Genomic DNA, 15,550 nt, shown 5'->3' with positions numbered 1-15,550 from the left:
CCGTGATGCCGCCGTGGCCCGGCGCGGTGCGGGTGAGCAGCACGCAGCGCTGGGAGTACTGGGCCAGGCTCGTCCACACCTTCTGCCCGTTGATCACCCAGTCGTCGCCGCGCGGCTCGGCCCGGGTGGAGAGCGAGGCGAGGTCACTGCCCGAGCCGGGCTCGGAGAAGCCCTGGCACCACTGCTCGGCGCCGGACAGCAGCAGCGGCACCATCTCGGCGGCGAGCGCCGGCGGCGCGTACGAGATCATGGTCGGTGCCAGGACCTCGATCATCGAGTAGATGCCCGGCTCGGCCAGGTCGCGGGTGGCGACCTCCTCGCCGAGCACCGCGCGCAGCACCGCCGGGCCACCGAGCCCCCCGACCTCGGCGGGCCAGCCGTACCGCATCCACCCGGCGTCGTACAGCTCCCGGCGGACCCGGGCGAGCTGCGCCACCTGGCCGTCGAGGGAGTGGTCGGGCCCCGGGGTCAGGTCATGCTGCGCAAGCCATTCCCGGACGCCCGACCGGAATTCCTCGATGTTCACGGAGTCGGTTCGTACGCGTGCGGACGGCCCGAGTCGTGGGCTCCGCTGCGGCGGATGAACGTCATCTTCCGCGTGCGCAGACGCCAGCCGTCCGCCGTGCGCTGGTAGGTGTCCGAGTAGTAGCCGATCCGCATGTCGTGCTTGGAGTGCTCGATGAAGCAGAGCGGCTGGGTGCCGGACGCGTTGTCCCCGTCGATCTCGAGGAGCGCCGTCCCGGTCAGGAACAGGCCCTTGGGGGCGGCCGCGACCATCTTGGGGAACAGGTCGAGGGTGAAGATGTCGCCGAAGGCGCTGTAGGTGCCGTCGGGGGTGAAGACCGACAACAGCCCCTCGACATCGCCCTTGGTGATGGTCACCGCGTACTTGGCCAGCAGCTGCTGGATCTCGATGACATCGTCAGTGGACAAAGGTCCTGCCACCCTTCATCACGAACTTCACGTTCTGCAGCACTGAGATGTCCTGCAGCGGATCACCGGGCACGGCGATGATGTCCGCCAGCAGGCCTTCGGCCAGCCGGCCCCGGTCGGTGACATCGAGCAGCTCGGCCGAGGTGGTGGTTGCTGCCCGGATGGCGCCGATCGGCGTCATGCCGCGTTCGACCAGTGTTACCAGTTCGAGCGCGTTCCTGCCGTGCGGGATGCCCGGGGCGTCGGTGCCGACGGCTATCTTCACCCCGGCGTCGATGGCGTCCCGGACGGAGGCGCGGGCCCGGGGGAAGATCAGAGCGGCCTTCTCCCGCAGCGCGGGCGCGGCGCGGGAGATGTCCATGGCCTCGGTGAGGGCCTGGGTCGCCACCAGGAACGTCCCGTGTTTCACCATCAGCGCGATCGCCTCGTCGTCGATGAGGAAACCGTGCTCGATGCAGTCGATGCCGGCCAGCACGGCGGAGCGCACCGCCTCGGCGCCGTGCGCGTGCGCGGCGACCCGCAGGCTCCGTCGGTGCGCCTCGTCGGCGACGGCACGCAGCTCCTCGGCCGAGTAGTGCTGCGCACCGGGCATGCCGGTGTGCGACAGGACCCCGCCCGACACGCACACCTTGAGCAGCTGGGCGCCGTGCCTGATCTGGTAGCGGGCCGCCCGGCGGACCTCGCCGACCCCGTTGGCGATGCCCTCCTCGACCGTCAGGTCGAGAACGTGCGGTGCGTACGACCCGAACATCGTCGGGTCCTGGTGGCCGCCGGTCGGGGTGATCGAGTGCCCGGCCGGAACCACCCGTGGGCCGTCCACCCAGCCTGCGTCGATGGCTTTGCTCAGCGCGACGTCGAGCAGGTAGCCGCCGGTCTTCACCAGCAGACCGAGGTTGCGCACGGTCGTGAAGCCCGCCCGCAGGGTCCTGCGGGCGTTCTCCACGGCGCGCAGCATCCGCAGCGGCGGGTCGTCCCGCACCTGCGAGACCACGGGGTGCTCCCCGCGGCCGCCGACCAGGAGGTTGACCTCCATGTCCATCAGGCCGGGCAGGAGGACCAGGTCGCCAAGGTCGACGACCTCGCCCTCGACGGGGCCGCCGACCCCGACGATCCGCTCGCCGTCGACCTTGACGATGCCGGGCCTGACGACCTCGCCGAGGTCGACGTCGACAAGCCCGGCAGCCCTGAGCGTGAGCACCGTCAGACGACGGGCTCGACGATCACGTCCAGGTAGGCGGCGCCGCTGTCGGGAACCCTCGGCTGCTTCCAGACCTCGACCGGGAAGGACACCATGACCAGGGACTGCATCAGGTGCATGAGGGCGCGGGCGTCCTCGGGCAGGTCATCGAGCGGGAACTTGTCGAGGTAGGTGATCGCGTCCTCGAGCCGGGCGAAGGCCGCGTCGTAGAAGGCCTGCATGTCGTCCATGCTGGAGGCCAGCCGCAGCGCGTAGCGCTCGGGCTCGGTGGCCAGGGCCCAGGCCTGGTATGGCGCCAGGTCGGCGAACTCAGACGGCAGCGGCATCGCTGAACTCCTTGACTCGGTCGGCGACGGTCTTGTGCAGGTGCCGGAGCAGGATCTCCTGGTCGCACAGCGGGAAGTCGGTGACGGTCCGGGTGGCGACCATGGTCTGGGTGGCCTCCAGGGTGTTCGCGTCCTGCAACGCGTACTCCTTGAAGGTGACCGCGGCCAGTTCCTGCGCGAGGCGCTCGCGGGCGTTCTTCGGCGGCGCGAAGTACAGGCTCGCCTCGAACGTGTGCTTGTTCACCGCGGTCGGCCAGTAGTGGTAGGTCAGGTACCAGCCCGGCTTCCAGAACAGCAGCGTGAAGTTCGGGAAGATCTCGAACGAGTCGGTGCCCCACGACCGGTGCTTGGTCGGGTTGATGCCGGCGGGCAGGTCCTTGACCTCGAGGCCGTCGACGTCGGGGGTGTCCCACGGGCCGAACAGGCCGCTGCGCAGGACACGCTCGATCGGCTTGACCATCGACGGGTCCTTCGGCGGGGCCATGCCGCCCCAGGAGGAGACCATCGAGTGCGGGCTGAAGAGTTCGTAGTGCAGCGCCTCGAAGCCGTAGCCGATCAGCTTCTCGGCCTCGCCCTTGACAGCCTGCTTCTGGTGCAGGATCGGAGCGTGGTAGAACTCCGCGAAGGCGTCGATGAACAGCTTCCAGTTGGCGCCGATCTCGGCCTTGTAGGAGTAGACCTCGGTCAGCTCCGAGAAGGGGTAGCCCTCCAGGCCCTTGACCATGTCACCGAGGTACTCGGTGAGGGTCTCCTGCGGGTCCAGGTTGACGAAGATGAAGCCTTCCCAGACGTCGCAGGCGACCTCCTTGAGGCCGTACTGGTCCTTGTCCAGGTCGAAGAACTCACCCTCCTGCTGGACGAAGGTGAGCTTGCCGGTGAGGTCGTACCGCCAGGCGTGGTACTTGCAGATGAACTGCCGGCAGGTGCCCTCGGTCTCCTCGCCGGGGAAGTCGTCCCAGACGAGCTTGTTGCCGCGGTGGCGGCAGACGTTGTGGAAGGCGCGGACCTTGCCGTCGCCGCCCTTGACGATGACAAGGGACGTCCCGGCGGAGGGCAGCTCCTTGGTGAAGTAGCTGCCGGTGCGGGGGAGGCGGTTGATCCGGCCGACGTTGAGCCAGGTGCGCCGGAAGATCGCCTGGCGCTCCTTCTCGTAGTACTCGGGGTCGATCGAGTCGGTGTAGTCGACGGGCGCTGTACCGAGCTCGGGATAGTTCTCGGTCCAGCTCCCCGCCGGGGGCTTGGTGAAGTGGGGCACAGGTCTACCTCTCGTGTTCGAGCTCTATGCCGGTACTGGTGCGGGCCGTGGCGAGCAGGCGACAGGCACCGACGGTGTGCGGCGGATCCATCCCCTGGCGGCCGTCGACGTGGTCCTCGAGTCGACCGGTGGCGACGGTGGGCGGAACGGAACACACACAGCCGTCCAGCCTCCCCTCGCTCTGGTGAGAACTACGTTCTCGCGGTCGATAATAAGATTTCCACGAGAGGGGCGTCCGCGTCAACGTCCGGCGCCTTCGGCGGGGCGGAGGCGCCGGGCCGAGGTGGGCCGTTTCCGACCCTTCGGCCGTGGCCGCAGCCCCGGGTGACGACTTCCACCGGCGGCGCCCCGGCGCCGCGACACCTCCCCAGGGGTCGCCAGTTCTCCAGGCAGGAGAGGGATGCTCCCTGTCATGGAGAGGAGGATGTCATACCTTGTCCCGCGAAGGTGCCGAGGCGCTCTCTGGAACCTGTCCGACCGCTCTCAAGAACCTGTGGAGGCGCTCTCCGGAGCTCGGGCCGCCGCGTTTCCAGCACGGCTCCACCAGGGCGCCACCACGACCCCGTCGCGGCGTCACCGCGGCTCTACCGCGGCTCCGACACGTGAACGGGGCGCCTCCCGGCCGCGCCCCCAGGGCGTGTCAGGAGGCGCCCCGCAGGGGTACCGGAGGGCGCAGGCGCCCCGGAGAGGTGTCAGGAGCCCCGCACGAACGGATAGATCCTGGTGAAGTCGACGCCGGGTTCCGCGGCCGCGAACGCCTCCCACAGCGAGGAGGTGACGGTGCCGAGCGACGTCGGCCCACCCCGTTCCCGCACCTCGCCGAGGTAGAGCCGCAGATCCTTCGCCATCAGCGAGTTCGCGAAACCGGCGGCGTAGGTGCCGGTGACGACCTGGCGGGGGAACTTCTCCGCGGTCGCGTTGTTCTGCCCGCTCGCCGTGTTCAGGACGTCCAGCATGGTCGCCATGTCCAGACCGGCCTCGGTACCGAACGCGACAGCCTCACTGGTGGCCGCGAGCGCGACCGCGGCGAGGAAGTTGTTCGCCAGCTTCAGCGCCTGGGCCAGCCCCGGCCGGTCACCGACACGGCGGCGGCGGTCCGACAGCGCCGCCAGGACCGGCTCCACCCGCGCGCACGCCTCGTCCGTGCCCGCGTACATCACTGTCAGAGTCCGGGCGCGAGCCCCGGCCACGCCACCGGAGACCGGAGCGTCGACGTACCCGATCCCGCGGGCGGCGAGGAGTTCGGTGATGCGCCCGGCGGCGGTCACCCCGATCGTCGAGGTGTCGACGACCTGGGTGACCCGCCGCTCGTCGGCCGCGGCGAGCTGCCGGGCGACCGCCTCCGACACGGTGCCGTCGGGCAGGCTCAGCACCACGACGTCGGCGGCCCGCGCGACCGCGGCCACGTCGTCGGCGAAGACCGTGCCGGCCGGCGCCCGGCCCGGCCCGGCGGCGTCGTGCACGACCAGCTCGACGCCGGTGGCGGCCACGTTCGCCGCGAGCGCCCCGCCCATGTTCCCCAGCCCGATGAACCCGACGCTCGGCGAGGTCACGTCCGTCATCGTCATGCCCCGTCGCGTTCCGCCCGCACGGCCCGGACCGCGCGCCGCGCGGAGATCGCGGCCGGCGCGCCACAGTAGGCCGCCACCTGGAACAGCAGCTCGTCGATCTCCGCGTCGCTCACCCCGGTGCGCGGCGAGCAGCTCGCGTGCAGCCGGAACTCCTCCATCCGGCCCAGCGCGGCCGTCATCGCCATGACCAGCAGGCTGCGGTCGCGGGTGGACAACACGCCCTCCCGCGTCCAGACGCCCCACGCCTGCGCGGTGATGTGGTCCTGGAACTGCTGGCTGACCTCGTCGGTGTCGCTGGTCGCGCTGTCCACGTAGGCGTCGCCCAGCATGGCCCGGCGCAGTGCGTAGGCGGCCTGGAGCTGCTCGCTCTGTTCCATGGTTGTGGTGGTCCTCTCCGTGCAGGTCGGATCCGCGCGGCACGGATCCGCGCGTGTCAGATCCGTGCCGGTGGGAGCCATGCGTGTCAGATAACGAGCCCCGAGGGCGTCAGCGGAGGGACAGGCTGACGGTCTTCACCCGGGCGTACTCGTGTAGCGCCTCGATGCCCTTCTCCCGCCCGTAGCCGCTGGCCTTGTAACCACCGAACGGCGTCTCGATGGTCATCGGACCACCGTTCACCGCGACCTGGCCGGCGTCGATGCCCTCGGCGAGCCGCAGGCCGCGGGCGACGTCCCCGCTCCACACACTGCCGACCAGGCCGTACTCGGAGTCGTTGGCGAGCGCGAGCGCCTCGTCCTCGCCGTCGAACGGCATCGTGACGAGGACCGGGCCGAAGATCTCCTCGCGGGCGACCGGCAGGTGCGGCGCCACCCCGGCGTAGATGGTGGGACGGATGTAGAATCCGCGCGCGCCGGGGCCGTCCTCGTAGGGCCCGCCGCCGGTCACCGGCTCCACGCCGGTCGCCCGCGTCGCCGCGAAGAAGTCCAGCACCTTGCGGTACTGGGCCTCGGTGATGATCGGGCCGAAGTCGACCCCCGGGGTGAGCTTCTCGACGGCGGCAACGACCCGCTCCACCAGCTCGTCGTGGGCGTGGGCCTCGACGAGCAGCCGGGTCGTCGCCGAGCAGACCTGACCGGCGTTCGTCGCCACCGACGAGGCCGCCGCCGCGGCGGCCCGCTCGAGGTCCGCGTCGGCGAACACCAGGATCGGGGACTTGCCCCCCAGCTCCAGGGTGGTCGGCACCAGCCGGTCGGCGGCGATCCGCGCCAGGTGCCGCCCGGTGGCGACCGAACCGGTGAAGGTGATCCGCCCGACCCGGGCGTCGGAGACCAGCGGCGTGCCCACCTCCGGCCCGGTGCCGGTCACCACGTTGAGCAGCCCGTCCGGCAGCCCGGCCTCGGTGGCGAGCCGGGCCAGGTACACCGTCGAGACGGACGTCAGCTCCGACGGCTTGGCGACGACCGCGTTCCCGGCCGCCAGCGCCGGGGCCAGCGCCCGGCAGGCCTGGTTCAGCGGAAGGTTCCACGGGGTGATCACCGCGATGATCCCGTACGGCTCCAGCCGGGTGTAGGTGTGGCTGTCCCCGCCGAGGTCGATCGTGCGACCGTGCTGCGCCCGCAGAACCCCCGCGTAGTAACGGAAGTAGGCCGACGACATCTCGACCTCGACCCGCAGCTGGCCGGGCACCTTCCCGGTGGCGGCCCGTTCCAGCTCCATCAGCTCGGATGTGTGGGCGTCCATCACGTCCGCGACGCGCAGCAGGATCTCGCTGCGCTGCGCGCCGGAACTGCGGGCCCACGCCGGCTGCGCCGCCGCGGCGGCGGTCAGGGCACGCTCGACGTCCGGCGCCGAGCCGGCGGCGATCTCGTCGCCGGTCTCGCGTGTGGACGGGTCGAGCGTCGGCAGGTACGCCCCGCCGGCCGGCGCCACCGCGTGGCCGTCGATCCAGTGATCGTGGCGGTCGGGCATGTCAGACTCCGGCCGTCACAGTCCGAGGGACTTCGCGATGATCGTCTTCATGACCTCGCTGGAGCCGCCGTAGATCCGCCCGACCCGCGCGTCCGCCCAGGCCCGCGCCACCGGGTACTCGTTGATGTAGCCGTAGCCGCCGAACAGCTGCAGGCAGGCGTCGATCACCCGGCCCTGCATCTCCGTGCAGAACAGCTTGACCTTCGCGGCGTCGGCCGGGGTGGCCTCGCCGGCCACGTGGGCGAGCAGCACCTGGTCCAGCAGCGCCTGCCCGGCCTCGACTTCGGTGGCGCAGCCGGCCAGCACGAACTTGGTGTTCTGGAAGGTGTTGAGTGTCTTGCCGAACACCTTGCGGCTGTTGACGTACTCCACCGTCTGCTCGATGATCGACGCCGCCGCGCCCTGCGCGTTGATCGCGATCGAGAGCCGCTCCTGCACCAGGTGGGACGTCAGGTAGGTGAAGCCCTGGCCCTCCTCGCCGAGCAGGTACTCGGCTGGCACGCGGACGTCGTCGAAGAAGATCTCGACCGCTTCCTGGATGTGCAGGCCGATCTTGTGCAGCGGGGCGCCACGGCTCACACCCGCCAGGTCACCGGGGATGACCAGCAGCGACAGCCCGGCGTGGCGCTGGGTCGGGTCCGTCTTCACCGCGGTGAGGAACAGGTCGGCGTTGAGCCCGCCGGTGATGAACGTCTTCGAGCCGTTGACCACGTAGTGGTCGCCGTCGCGGTGCGCGGTCGTCGACAGGCCGGCCAGGTCCGAGCCGGCGCCCGGCTCCGTCAGTGCCAGGGCGGCGACCAGCTCGCCGCTGGCCAGGCCTGGCAGCCAGCGCGCCTTCTGCTCGTCGTTGCCATGATCGACGAAGTAGGGGACGGAGATGTCGGCGTGGATGCGCAGCGGGCCCAGTGCGTAGCCGGCCCGCGCGGCCTCCTCGGTGACGACGGCGTTGAACAGGAAGTCGGCGCCGCCGCCGCCGTACTCCTCCGGGATGCCGAGACCGAGGATCCCGAGGTCACCGGCCTTGTTGTAGAAGTCGCGCGGGGGGAGGCCGGCTTCCTCCCACTCCCGGTAGTGAGCCCCGATCTCCTTCTCGAGAAAGGTGCGGACCGCCGCCCGGAAGGCTTCGTGTTCGGGACCGTAGACCGTGCGTCGCATCCGGTCGCCTCTCTCCTGGTCAAGGCGGAAGTCTCCGCCGTGTCTGTGTCCTTGCTTGCGTGGGTGTGCGGCCGAGTGACCCCGCCGTGCTGCCCGGTGACGCCCTCCGGCCGCTGCCGGCGTGGTCCGTCGCTCCGGCCGCGAGCCGCGAACGGCCTCATGACGGTGGTGGGACGGGTCGGAGCGGGACGTTGTCACTGGGCGGAGCCTGCCAGCGGGCCGTGGCGGGCAGGTCATCGGGCTGGAGGCCGGGGCGAGCCCGCCGCGGTGAGCTGGTGGCGCCCGGCGCTGCCCGGCCTCGCCCGGTGCCGGTGGTCAGGGGGACGAGTGACTCAGCCGGGCAGGCCCGCCCGCGGCGAGAGCCGGGCGGGCGGGGGAGCGCCCCTGCGGAGAGGACGGTTCTCGCGGGGGGAGCCCGACGCGCGCGGACGGATCGTTTCGGTGCCCGGGTGCGCGGCCCGTCGGGAAGCCTGCCTGGAATCCGCTGCCGGCCGCCCCCGGGACCTCCGGAGCGGATCTCGCCTTCGACAGCATCAGTCGGATGCCTCCAGGTCGCCTCGGAGGGGTCCGCCGTGGACGGTTCACGTCGGGAGCCGCAGGTCGGCGGGCCGCGGAAATCGCGTTCTCATCAGCCGGCGGAACATTGCCAAACGTACCGCCGCAACCTGGACGCAGTCCAGCGGAGGCCCCGGGTGCCGGGCACCGGGCAGTCGGAGCCCGATCAGGTGAGATGGGCCTGCGCCGATGTGAGTCTCTGCTAACGTGAACCGTCGCGTGAAAGGGGCCGGCGTGCAGTCCTCCGTGGCTTCCTCCCGTGGGCCCGCGCCGCATGGCCCCGCGCGCCGTGGCCCGGCGCCATGATCCCAGCGTGGCTCCCAGCGCACCGGTCGGGCCGGTTCTGCCGGTCGAACCGGCCATGCTGATCGAAGGTTGTTGCCCGCCGGCCGCGGGCGGACCCCGCGCAGGCACCACGGCCTGCCGCGGGCGGACGAGGACCGGCGCCGTAGCGCGATGGAGGGGTGGACAGGTTGGACAAGGTGATTCCGAGCCCGGCGCTCGCTGTGGCGGATGTCCCTGACGGGGCGTCGCTGGCGGTGGGCGGCTTCGGGCTCTGTGGCATCCCGAGTGCTCTCATCCGTGCCCTCCTCGAGGCCGGTCCCAAGGACCTGGAGACGGTCAGCAACAACTGCGGGGTCGACGACTGGGGCCTCGGCATGCTGCTGCGCGCGGGCCGGATCCGTCGCACGACCGGCTCCTACGTCGGTGAGAACAAGGAGTTCGAGCGCCAGTTCCTCTCCGGCGAGCTGGAGGTCGAGCTCGTCCCGCAGGGCACCCTGGCCGAGCGGCTGCGGGCCGGCGGCGCCGGCATCCCGGCGTTCTACACCCCGGCCGGTGTCGGCACCCAGGTCGCCGAGGGCGGCCTGCCCTGGCTGTACGACGGCAAGGGCGGGGTCGCCCTCGCCTCGCCGCCGAAGGAGACCCGGGAGTTCGACGGCGCCGCCTACGTCCTCGAGCGTGGCATCGTCTGCGACTTCGCGTTCGTGCACGCCTGGAAGGGCGACCGGCACGGCAACCTCGTCTACCGCGCCAGCGCCGCGAACTTCAACCCGCTGTGCGCGACCGCCGGCCGGGTGACCATCGCCGAGGTCGAGGAGCTGGTCGAGCCCGGCGAGCTCGACCCGGCCCAGGTGCACACCCCCGGGATCTTCGTCCAGCGGGTCGTGCACGCCCCCGAGACGGAGAAGCGGATCGAGAAGCGGACGGTGAGCTGACCATGGCCCTGACTCGTACCGAACTTGCCGCTCGCGTCGCCCGCGAGCTGGAGAGCGGCCAGTACGTCAACCTCGGCATCGGTCTGCCGACGCTGGTTCCGAACTACCTGCCCGCCGGCGTGACCGTGGTGCTGCACAGCGAGAACGGCATCCTCGGCGTCGGCCCGTACCCGGCCGAGAGCGCCGTCGACCCGGACCTGATCAACGCGGGCAAGGAGACGGTCACGGTTCTGCCCGGGGCCTCGTTCTTCGACTCGGCCTCGTCGTTCGCGATGATCCGCGGCGGTCACGTCGACGTCGCGGTGCTCGGCGCGATGCAGGTCTCCCGCACCGGCGACCTCGCCAACTGGATGATCCCCGGCAAGATGGTCAAGGGCATGGGCGGGGCGATGGACCTCGTCCACGGCGCCCGGCACGTGATCGTGATGATGGAGCACGTCGCCCGCGACGGCAGCCACAAGATCCTGGACGAGTGCACCCTGCCGCTGACCGGCCGGGCGTGCGCGCACCGGATCATCACCGACCTGGCGGTCATCGACGTCGTCGCCGACTCCGGTCTCGTCCTGCGCGAGACGGCGCCCGGTGTGACCGTCGACGACGTGCGGGCCGCCACCGGTAGTGAGCTCACCGTCGACCTCGTGCCGGCGTAGCCCGAGCCCGCGTGCCATGGGCCGCCGGTGGCCGACCAACGCGGCCGGACAGACCTACGGATCGTTGAGCGACGTCGACGAGGCGGGCGACGAGCCGGATCTCTACCTCGCTCGGGCGACGAACGGGCGGACCGGCTATCTGAACCGCGCTGAGTGCGAGGCGGCGACCGGCGGCACTGTCAGCACTCTCGAGGAGGCGGCCGCCTGGAACCGCCACCTCGACGACCTCGCCGCGGCCGGCGGAACGATCTCGGTACCTGTGTACGCCGAGGACGGCCGGACGGTCGTCGGCAGGTTCGAGTTCGCCAACCCTGCACAGGGGCGGGCGCGACCTCGACCACTGCGCCCGCCCTGGCGCGGGTGACCGGCGCAGTGCCTGCCTCCCGCCGGGCCGGAGGCCCGGGAAACGCGCCAGGTCACCCGCGGTGAACGTGCGGTGGGGGTGACCCGGCGCGGGCGATCGGTCAGGCGTTGGGGTCGAAGGGGATGCCGGCCGGTTTGGCCGCCGCCAGGTGGCTGTTGAAGTTGCCGTCCTTCAGGCCGAAGACGGCGCTGCCCCAGTTGGCCGCAGCGAGAATGTCCCGGATTCCGCTCGGATAGCCGCCCCAGCCGACCAGGGGCGGGTACCGCCAGGTGTGGTAGGCGTTCTCCGGCGGCTCGTCATTGGAGTTCGCCGGCCGGAAGCAGTGGGTGCTCACACCGTCCTTGTGGTAAACGATTTTGGGGTGCGTGCCATCCCATCGGATCTGGCTGCTCGGGTAGATGTTGAAGTTCCCGTGCGCCGAGGTGGAGACGTACTGCGCCTGGTTGTTCTGCACCCACACGACGACATGCTCCCAGTCGTGCCGGTGGCCGCCGATCGTCGCCTGGTCCTTCTCGAAGTAGAGGCCGTAGAGGATCGCGCACCAGCCGTTGTTGCACGTGTAGCGGGAGTAGCCGTTCGTGTTGTCGAGGTCGCTCGCGTCATGGCACTGTCCGTTGAGCGCGCCGGACGGGTTGAGCCCGCCGTTCAGGGTTCCCGAGGGGCCGATCGCAGGGGTGGAGTAGCAACCGTCGGTGTCATAGTCGTAGGCCGGCTGGAACGTCTGCTCGAAGGTGTCCGCGTTGGCGGGCAACGCGGCCGGGGGAGCCGCCAGCGCGACGCCGGCGAAGAAGCCGATTAGCGCTGCGGTACAGCCGAGGACAAACGACACCCTCAGCCGGTTCCTCTTCTTCGGCACTGCCTTCCTCCTGGTCGACCGCGGCACGTGTCAGGCGGTCTGATCGGTCTGCCGCCCTGTATTCTTCGGTCGCCCTGCGCCCGGCGTGCCAGAAAAGATTGCGGCTTTATGAAGAGCGGAAGAATACTGTGGGACCCCAGGTCGCGTAGTCGCCGGCAACCGTTTCCACTGTTCCTGGCCTCGGTCCTTGCTGTCGGCCCTTCCGTCTGCTGTCGGCTCGCCAACAGTTCTCGGAACACGGCACCAACAGCAGATTTCCGGTGGATGGTCGGGCGGCAGCCGGGTCCTCGCCCCGGGCGGCGTGCCGCGTACGTGCCAGCGGTTGGCGCGGCCGATCGTCCCGAAGTTTCTGGAAGTCGCTGGAACCGGCGCTCACGACTGTGCGTCGATACCGCCATGGGAACTCGTCCGGTCCGCATATCGTGTCGGCCTGCTGTGGCCCGGCTGGTCGATGTCGCCCGCCGCGGCAGACGGCCTGGTCTGCGGGGGATGATGTGGGCGCCGGCCACGGCGCTGGTCATCGGCAGTGTGGCGTTGGCCTGCGGGCAGGCGGGCGGCGCTGCACCGGGCGGGCGCGGGCCCGAAGCCGCGGCACCCGGCGAACGCGGGGCATCCGGGGCATCGGATTCGGGGTGGCGGTCGGAGTCGTTCCGGAACGTGGTGGTGGAGGTTCCGGCTTCCTGGGAACCCGCACCGGCACCGGGCGGCGACTGGTGCGCCGCGGTCGAGGGCCGGCCGGCGGCGTTCCCCGACAGGCCCTATGTCGACAGCCGAGGCCCCCACCAGGCCGTGAGGACGATCGCCTGCCCCGGCGGTGGGCGGGAGCCGGACCTGCATGGCGATGGCGTGCCGCGCGAGCACTGGTCGCCGCACGTCTGGTTCGCCGCCACACCCGCCGCAGGCGGGATCGAGGAGGTGCCGGACGGGCAGGTCAGCGAGAACGGCTGGACCAGGCTCGTCCGCACGGTCGGCGCGGCGAAGGTGTTCGTCCTGACGGACGACGCGCACCTCGAGGAGGCCGGTCGGATCATCGCCTCGGCCCGTCGGGCCGAGGTCGACCACCACGGCTGCGCTGCCAGCTCGCCGGTCCAGGCCGGCGGGTTCGTCCGCCCGCCCGCACCGTTCGACGTGGCCCGGCTCGACGGCGTGGACACCGTCGCGGTCTGCCACTACGGCCTGGACAGCCCGGTGGGCAGCCCCGGGCTGCTGGCCTCCCGCGGGCTCGGCGGGACCGAGGCGACCGCGCTGCTGGCGGCGCTCAGGGCCGCACCGGCGGGCGGGGGACCGGACACGCCGGACACCTGCGCGCACGACATGTGGGGGGACACCGCGATCGTGCTCCGTCTGACGGCGGGCGGGTCGGTCCACGAGGCCTACGTCTACTACGACTGGTGTTTCAACAACGGCGTCGATGACGGAACGACGCTGCGGGCACTGACCACCGGCACCTGCGCCCCGCTCTGGTCAGGGCGCGTCGTGCAGTCCGGCGGAAGCGGCGCACCCTTCAGGGTCTGCCACCCCGGCAGCGTGTCATCCGTGAACCCGGCGAAGACCGGCTGACGGGTGCGAGCCGGCGCAGGCACCGCGGCGGGTACCTGCGCCGGCAGCGGCGCTCTTCGGTCAGCCGGCGATGAGCTGCGGCCTGGCGTAGCCGGTGAGCGCGGCGCGGTCCTCGGCGAGGACGAAGCCCGCCGCGATCGCCGCGTCCACGCTGGTGTTGTAGCGCTGCACGTAGTCCGCCCGTGATGGGTAGAGCGCGGCGAGTCGGGCGGCGGGCAGCGGCCTGCTCGAACCGATCAGGAGGCAGATCGGGGAGAGCGTCGGCCCCGGTTCGCCGGACAGCGCGACGGCGGGAACGTCGACGGGCGGTGTGCGCAGGCCCCCGAGGGCGATCGCGTCGGTGTCGCGGCGGACTGACGGGAAGAGCCCGTCCGCCACGTCGATGCGGGCCGCGGCGCTGGGCGGCGTGCCGGTGTCGAGCCAGCTGGTGAGGCCGCGTAGCGCGGCCTTGGCGACCACGTGCAGCGGACCGTCGTTGATGGGCGCGCCGCAGTCGATGGCGGCACCGGACGAGCCGAGCAGATGCGCGTCGGCATGCGCGGTACCGGCGATCTCCCACAGGCGGAAGCGGTCGCTGTCGGGCTGTCGGGCCTTGGCGGAACCGAGAACGCTGGTCAGGTCGGATTCGGCCTGCACGTCCATCACCGGCGCGACAACGTCGGTGCGGAAGGTGGTCGTGGTGCCGCCGAGGATCGCACCGGCCAGGTCCGCGTTCTCCCCGGGGCCGACGATCGGCAGGCCGGCCGCGCCCCGGCTGAGCACGTAGAAGCCGTCGAAGACGCCGGTCAGCGGCTGGACGCCGTTGTAGTAGGTCACCATCGCGAACGCCGACTGCGACTGCCCGGAGGCGATCACGTGTTCCGGCTGCAGCCCGCCGATCCCGGCTCCGTCGCGGAGGCTGCGTGCGACCTGGGTGAAGATGTCGAACGCGAAGCCGTCACCAGGATGGTCGAGGGACCCGTAGCGGGCCGGATCGATGGTCTTCAGGCCCTTGCCGGCGTTCTCCGCGCCCGGCGCGGGCACCTGGACGAGGATCTGCCCGCCGAGGATGCCGAGCCGCTGGGCCGAAACGCCGACCCAGATGTCACCGGATCGGATGATCTCCTCGTGCAGGGTCGCCCACTCGGGGTCGGCGTCGACGCCACCGCTGACGTTGAGCCACTCGACGACGATCTTGCCGCTGAACCGCGCCGCGTCCGCCGGCTGGCGTACCAGGACCCGGGTGCGGTAGGGCGCGGTCCCGTCGGTCTGGAAGTTCCACCTGCCGTCCCCGCGCAGGGCGCCGACCGGCTTGTACGACGTGGCGGTACCGGCCGCGGCGTACTCGTGCTGGACGTAGCCCGCCTGCTGCAGGTCCACGGGGATCGCGGTGCCGATGAACGGGCCGTTCCCACCCGTCAGCTCCTGCGACAGGTCCGCGGCCGGCCCGGGCACCGGCGTCGGCGTGGGCCCGGGGCCACCGCCGCCACCGGGCGGCAGGCAGGCCGTCAGCGACAGCACCGCGGCGGCGGCGACGGCAGTCGTCGTCCGCCGGAACCAGCGGGGCATCCGCCGAGGTCGGGCACCGGCGTCCTGAGATGAACCGGCGCCTTCAGGCAGACCGGCGTCTCCGAATAAGGCGCCCCGGGTGGATCCGTGAAGCTTCATAGCGGCAACCGCTTTCATCCGAGACAGGCCCCACCCGGACCGTGTGGCGTTTCGCACCTGGCCGCGACCGCGTCGCGCGCAGGTGCCGAAGCCGGCGGCCCGGGCGGACAAGTGACCCGCCAGTAACATCAGCGGCGCTCACTATGCCGGCGTACGAACCTGCCGTCATCGGAGGCAGCCTACGAAGTCCCCTGCCCGGACATGGAGCGTCTCGTCCAAACCGGTGCCCGCTAGACCTGTCTTCCGCACATGGGGTTGCGATGCGTTGACCGGCCCGGTTTCGGTTCAAGGTGGCCGGGTCGGGTCGACATCGAGGATGTCGAGGAGGTGCTGATGCAGAGCCGAGGGACGGGGG

At 71.3% G+C, this 15,550-nt stretch carries 15 protein-coding genes; 4 read left to right on the top strand and 11 right to left on the bottom strand.

Features of this window, described 5'->3' with window-relative positions:
* From AB1460_RS31055 to AB1460_RS31015, 9 genes are all read right to left on the bottom strand, one after another.
* Positions 1-526 (bottom strand): acyl-CoA dehydrogenase family protein (locus tag AB1460_RS31055; RefSeq protein ID WP_368965641.1); only part of this gene is annotated, 526 nt, incomplete at its 3' end.
* Complete coding sequence (locus AB1460_RS31050) at positions 523-933, bottom strand: nuclear transport factor 2 family protein (RefSeq protein ID WP_071083060.1); 411 nt, start codon at positions 931-933, stop codon at positions 523-525. The genes AB1460_RS31050 and AB1460_RS31055, both read right to left, overlap by 4 nt.
* Entirely contained in the window at positions 923-2,131 is a 1,209-nt protein-coding gene (locus tag AB1460_RS31045; protein ID WP_368965640.1) for a metal-dependent hydrolase family protein, read from the bottom strand. Before AB1460_RS31045 ends, AB1460_RS31050 begins: the two co-directional genes overlap by 11 nt.
* Positions 2,132-2,133: 2 nt before the next feature.
* Entirely contained in the window at positions 2,134-2,457 is a 324-nt protein-coding gene (locus AB1460_RS31040) for a hypothetical protein (RefSeq protein ID WP_368965639.1), read from the bottom strand.
* Positions 2,441-3,712: an aromatic ring-hydroxylating oxygenase subunit alpha gene (locus AB1460_RS31035; protein WP_368965638.1), complete on the bottom strand. Its 1,272-nt coding sequence runs from the start codon at positions 3,710-3,712 to the stop codon at positions 2,441-2,443. Before AB1460_RS31035 ends, AB1460_RS31040 begins: the two co-directional genes overlap by 17 nt.
* Before the next feature lie 692 nt (positions 3,713-4,404).
* On the bottom strand, positions 4,405-5,349 hold the full coding sequence (locus AB1460_RS31030; protein ID WP_368965642.1) for an NAD(P)-dependent oxidoreductase: 945 nt from the start codon (positions 5,347-5,349) through the stop codon (positions 4,405-4,407).
* Positions 5,277-5,660 (bottom strand): carboxymuconolactone decarboxylase family protein, encoded by a 384-nt coding sequence (locus tag AB1460_RS31025; protein WP_071083092.1) that lies wholly within the window; start codon positions 5,658-5,660, stop codon positions 5,277-5,279. Before AB1460_RS31025 ends, AB1460_RS31030 begins: the two co-directional genes overlap by 73 nt.
* 109 nt (positions 5,661-5,769) lie before the next feature.
* Positions 5,770-7,191, bottom strand: a complete 1,422-nt coding sequence (locus AB1460_RS31020) for an aldehyde dehydrogenase family protein (protein WP_368965637.1) — start codon at positions 7,189-7,191, stop codon at positions 5,770-5,772.
* A gap of 15 nt (positions 7,192-7,206) precedes the next feature.
* Positions 7,207-8,346, bottom strand: coding sequence for an acyl-CoA dehydrogenase family protein (locus AB1460_RS31015; RefSeq protein ID WP_368965636.1), 1,140 nt, complete (start codon positions 8,344-8,346; stop codon positions 7,207-7,209).
* Positions 8,347-9,374: 1,028 nt separating this feature from the next.
* On the opposite strand from AB1460_RS31015, the gene AB1460_RS31010 reads away from it, so the two are divergent.
* The 3 genes from AB1460_RS31010 (at position 9,375) to AB1460_RS31000 (ending at position 11,132) form a co-directional block, all read left to right on the top strand.
* On the top strand, positions 9,375-10,118 hold the full coding sequence (locus AB1460_RS31010; RefSeq protein WP_368965635.1) for a CoA transferase subunit A: 744 nt from the start codon (positions 9,375-9,377) through the stop codon (positions 10,116-10,118).
* Positions 10,119-10,120: 2 nt separating this feature from the next.
* On the top strand, positions 10,121-10,768 hold the full coding sequence (locus tag AB1460_RS31005) for a CoA transferase subunit B (protein ID WP_368965634.1): 648 nt from the start codon (positions 10,121-10,123) through the stop codon (positions 10,766-10,768).
* A gap of 64 nt (positions 10,769-10,832) precedes the next feature.
* On the top strand, positions 10,833-11,132 hold the full coding sequence (locus AB1460_RS31000; protein WP_368965633.1) for a hypothetical protein: 300 nt from the start codon (positions 10,833-10,835) through the stop codon (positions 11,130-11,132).
* 100 nt (positions 11,133-11,232) lie between these two features.
* Here AB1460_RS31000 and AB1460_RS30995 read toward each other — a convergent pair whose 3' ends face one another.
* Positions 11,233-11,988, bottom strand: a complete 756-nt coding sequence (locus AB1460_RS30995) for an NPP1 family protein (RefSeq protein WP_368965632.1) — start codon at positions 11,986-11,988, stop codon at positions 11,233-11,235.
* Between the two features lie 435 nt (positions 11,989-12,423).
* Here AB1460_RS30995 and AB1460_RS30990 point away from each other — a divergent pair, with 435 nt between their 5' ends.
* Entirely contained in the window at positions 12,424-13,548 is a 1,125-nt protein-coding gene (locus AB1460_RS30990; protein WP_368965631.1) for a hypothetical protein, read from the top strand.
* A gap of 60 nt (positions 13,549-13,608) precedes the next feature.
* On the opposite strand, the gene AB1460_RS30985 is transcribed toward AB1460_RS30990, so the two are convergent.
* Positions 13,609-15,096: an alpha/beta hydrolase domain-containing protein gene (locus AB1460_RS30985; protein WP_368965630.1), complete on the bottom strand. Its 1,488-nt coding sequence runs from the start codon at positions 15,094-15,096 to the stop codon at positions 13,609-13,611.
* Between the last annotated feature and the right edge of the window lie 454 nt (positions 15,097-15,550).

This window comes from Parafrankia sp. FMc2 (assembly GCF_041008525.1).
Classification (GTDB): Bacteria; Actinomycetota; Actinomycetes; order Frankiales; family Frankiaceae; genus Parafrankia.
The sequence above is the reverse complement of the archived record's forward strand: the minus strand, read 5'-3'. Positions and strand labels throughout refer to the sequence as shown.

What these genes read in the sequence shown, in the direction of transcription:
- AB1460_RS31040 (WP_368965639.1), bottom strand. Translation starts at nt 2,457, where the DNA reads ATGCCGCTGCCGTCTGAGTTCGCCGACCTGGCGCCATACCAGGCCTGG.
- AB1460_RS31025 (WP_071083092.1), bottom strand. Translation starts at nt 5,660, where the DNA reads ATGGAACAGAGCGAGCAGCTCCAGGCCGCCTACGCACTGCGCCGGGCC.
- AB1460_RS31020 (WP_368965637.1), bottom strand. Translation starts at nt 7,191, where the DNA reads ATGCCCGACCGCCACGATCACTGGATCGACGGCCACGCGGTGGCGCCG.
- AB1460_RS31015 (WP_368965636.1), bottom strand. Translation starts at nt 8,346, where the DNA reads ATGCGACGCACGGTCTACGGTCCCGAACACGAAGCCTTCCGGGCGGCG.
- AB1460_RS31005 (WP_368965634.1), top strand. Translation starts at nt 10,121, where the DNA reads ATGGCCCTGACTCGTACCGAACTTGCCGCTCGCGTCGCCCGCGAGCTG.
- AB1460_RS30985 (WP_368965630.1), bottom strand. Translation starts at nt 15,096, where the DNA reads ATGCCCCGCTGGTTCCGGCGGACGACGACTGCCGTCGCCGCCGCCGCG.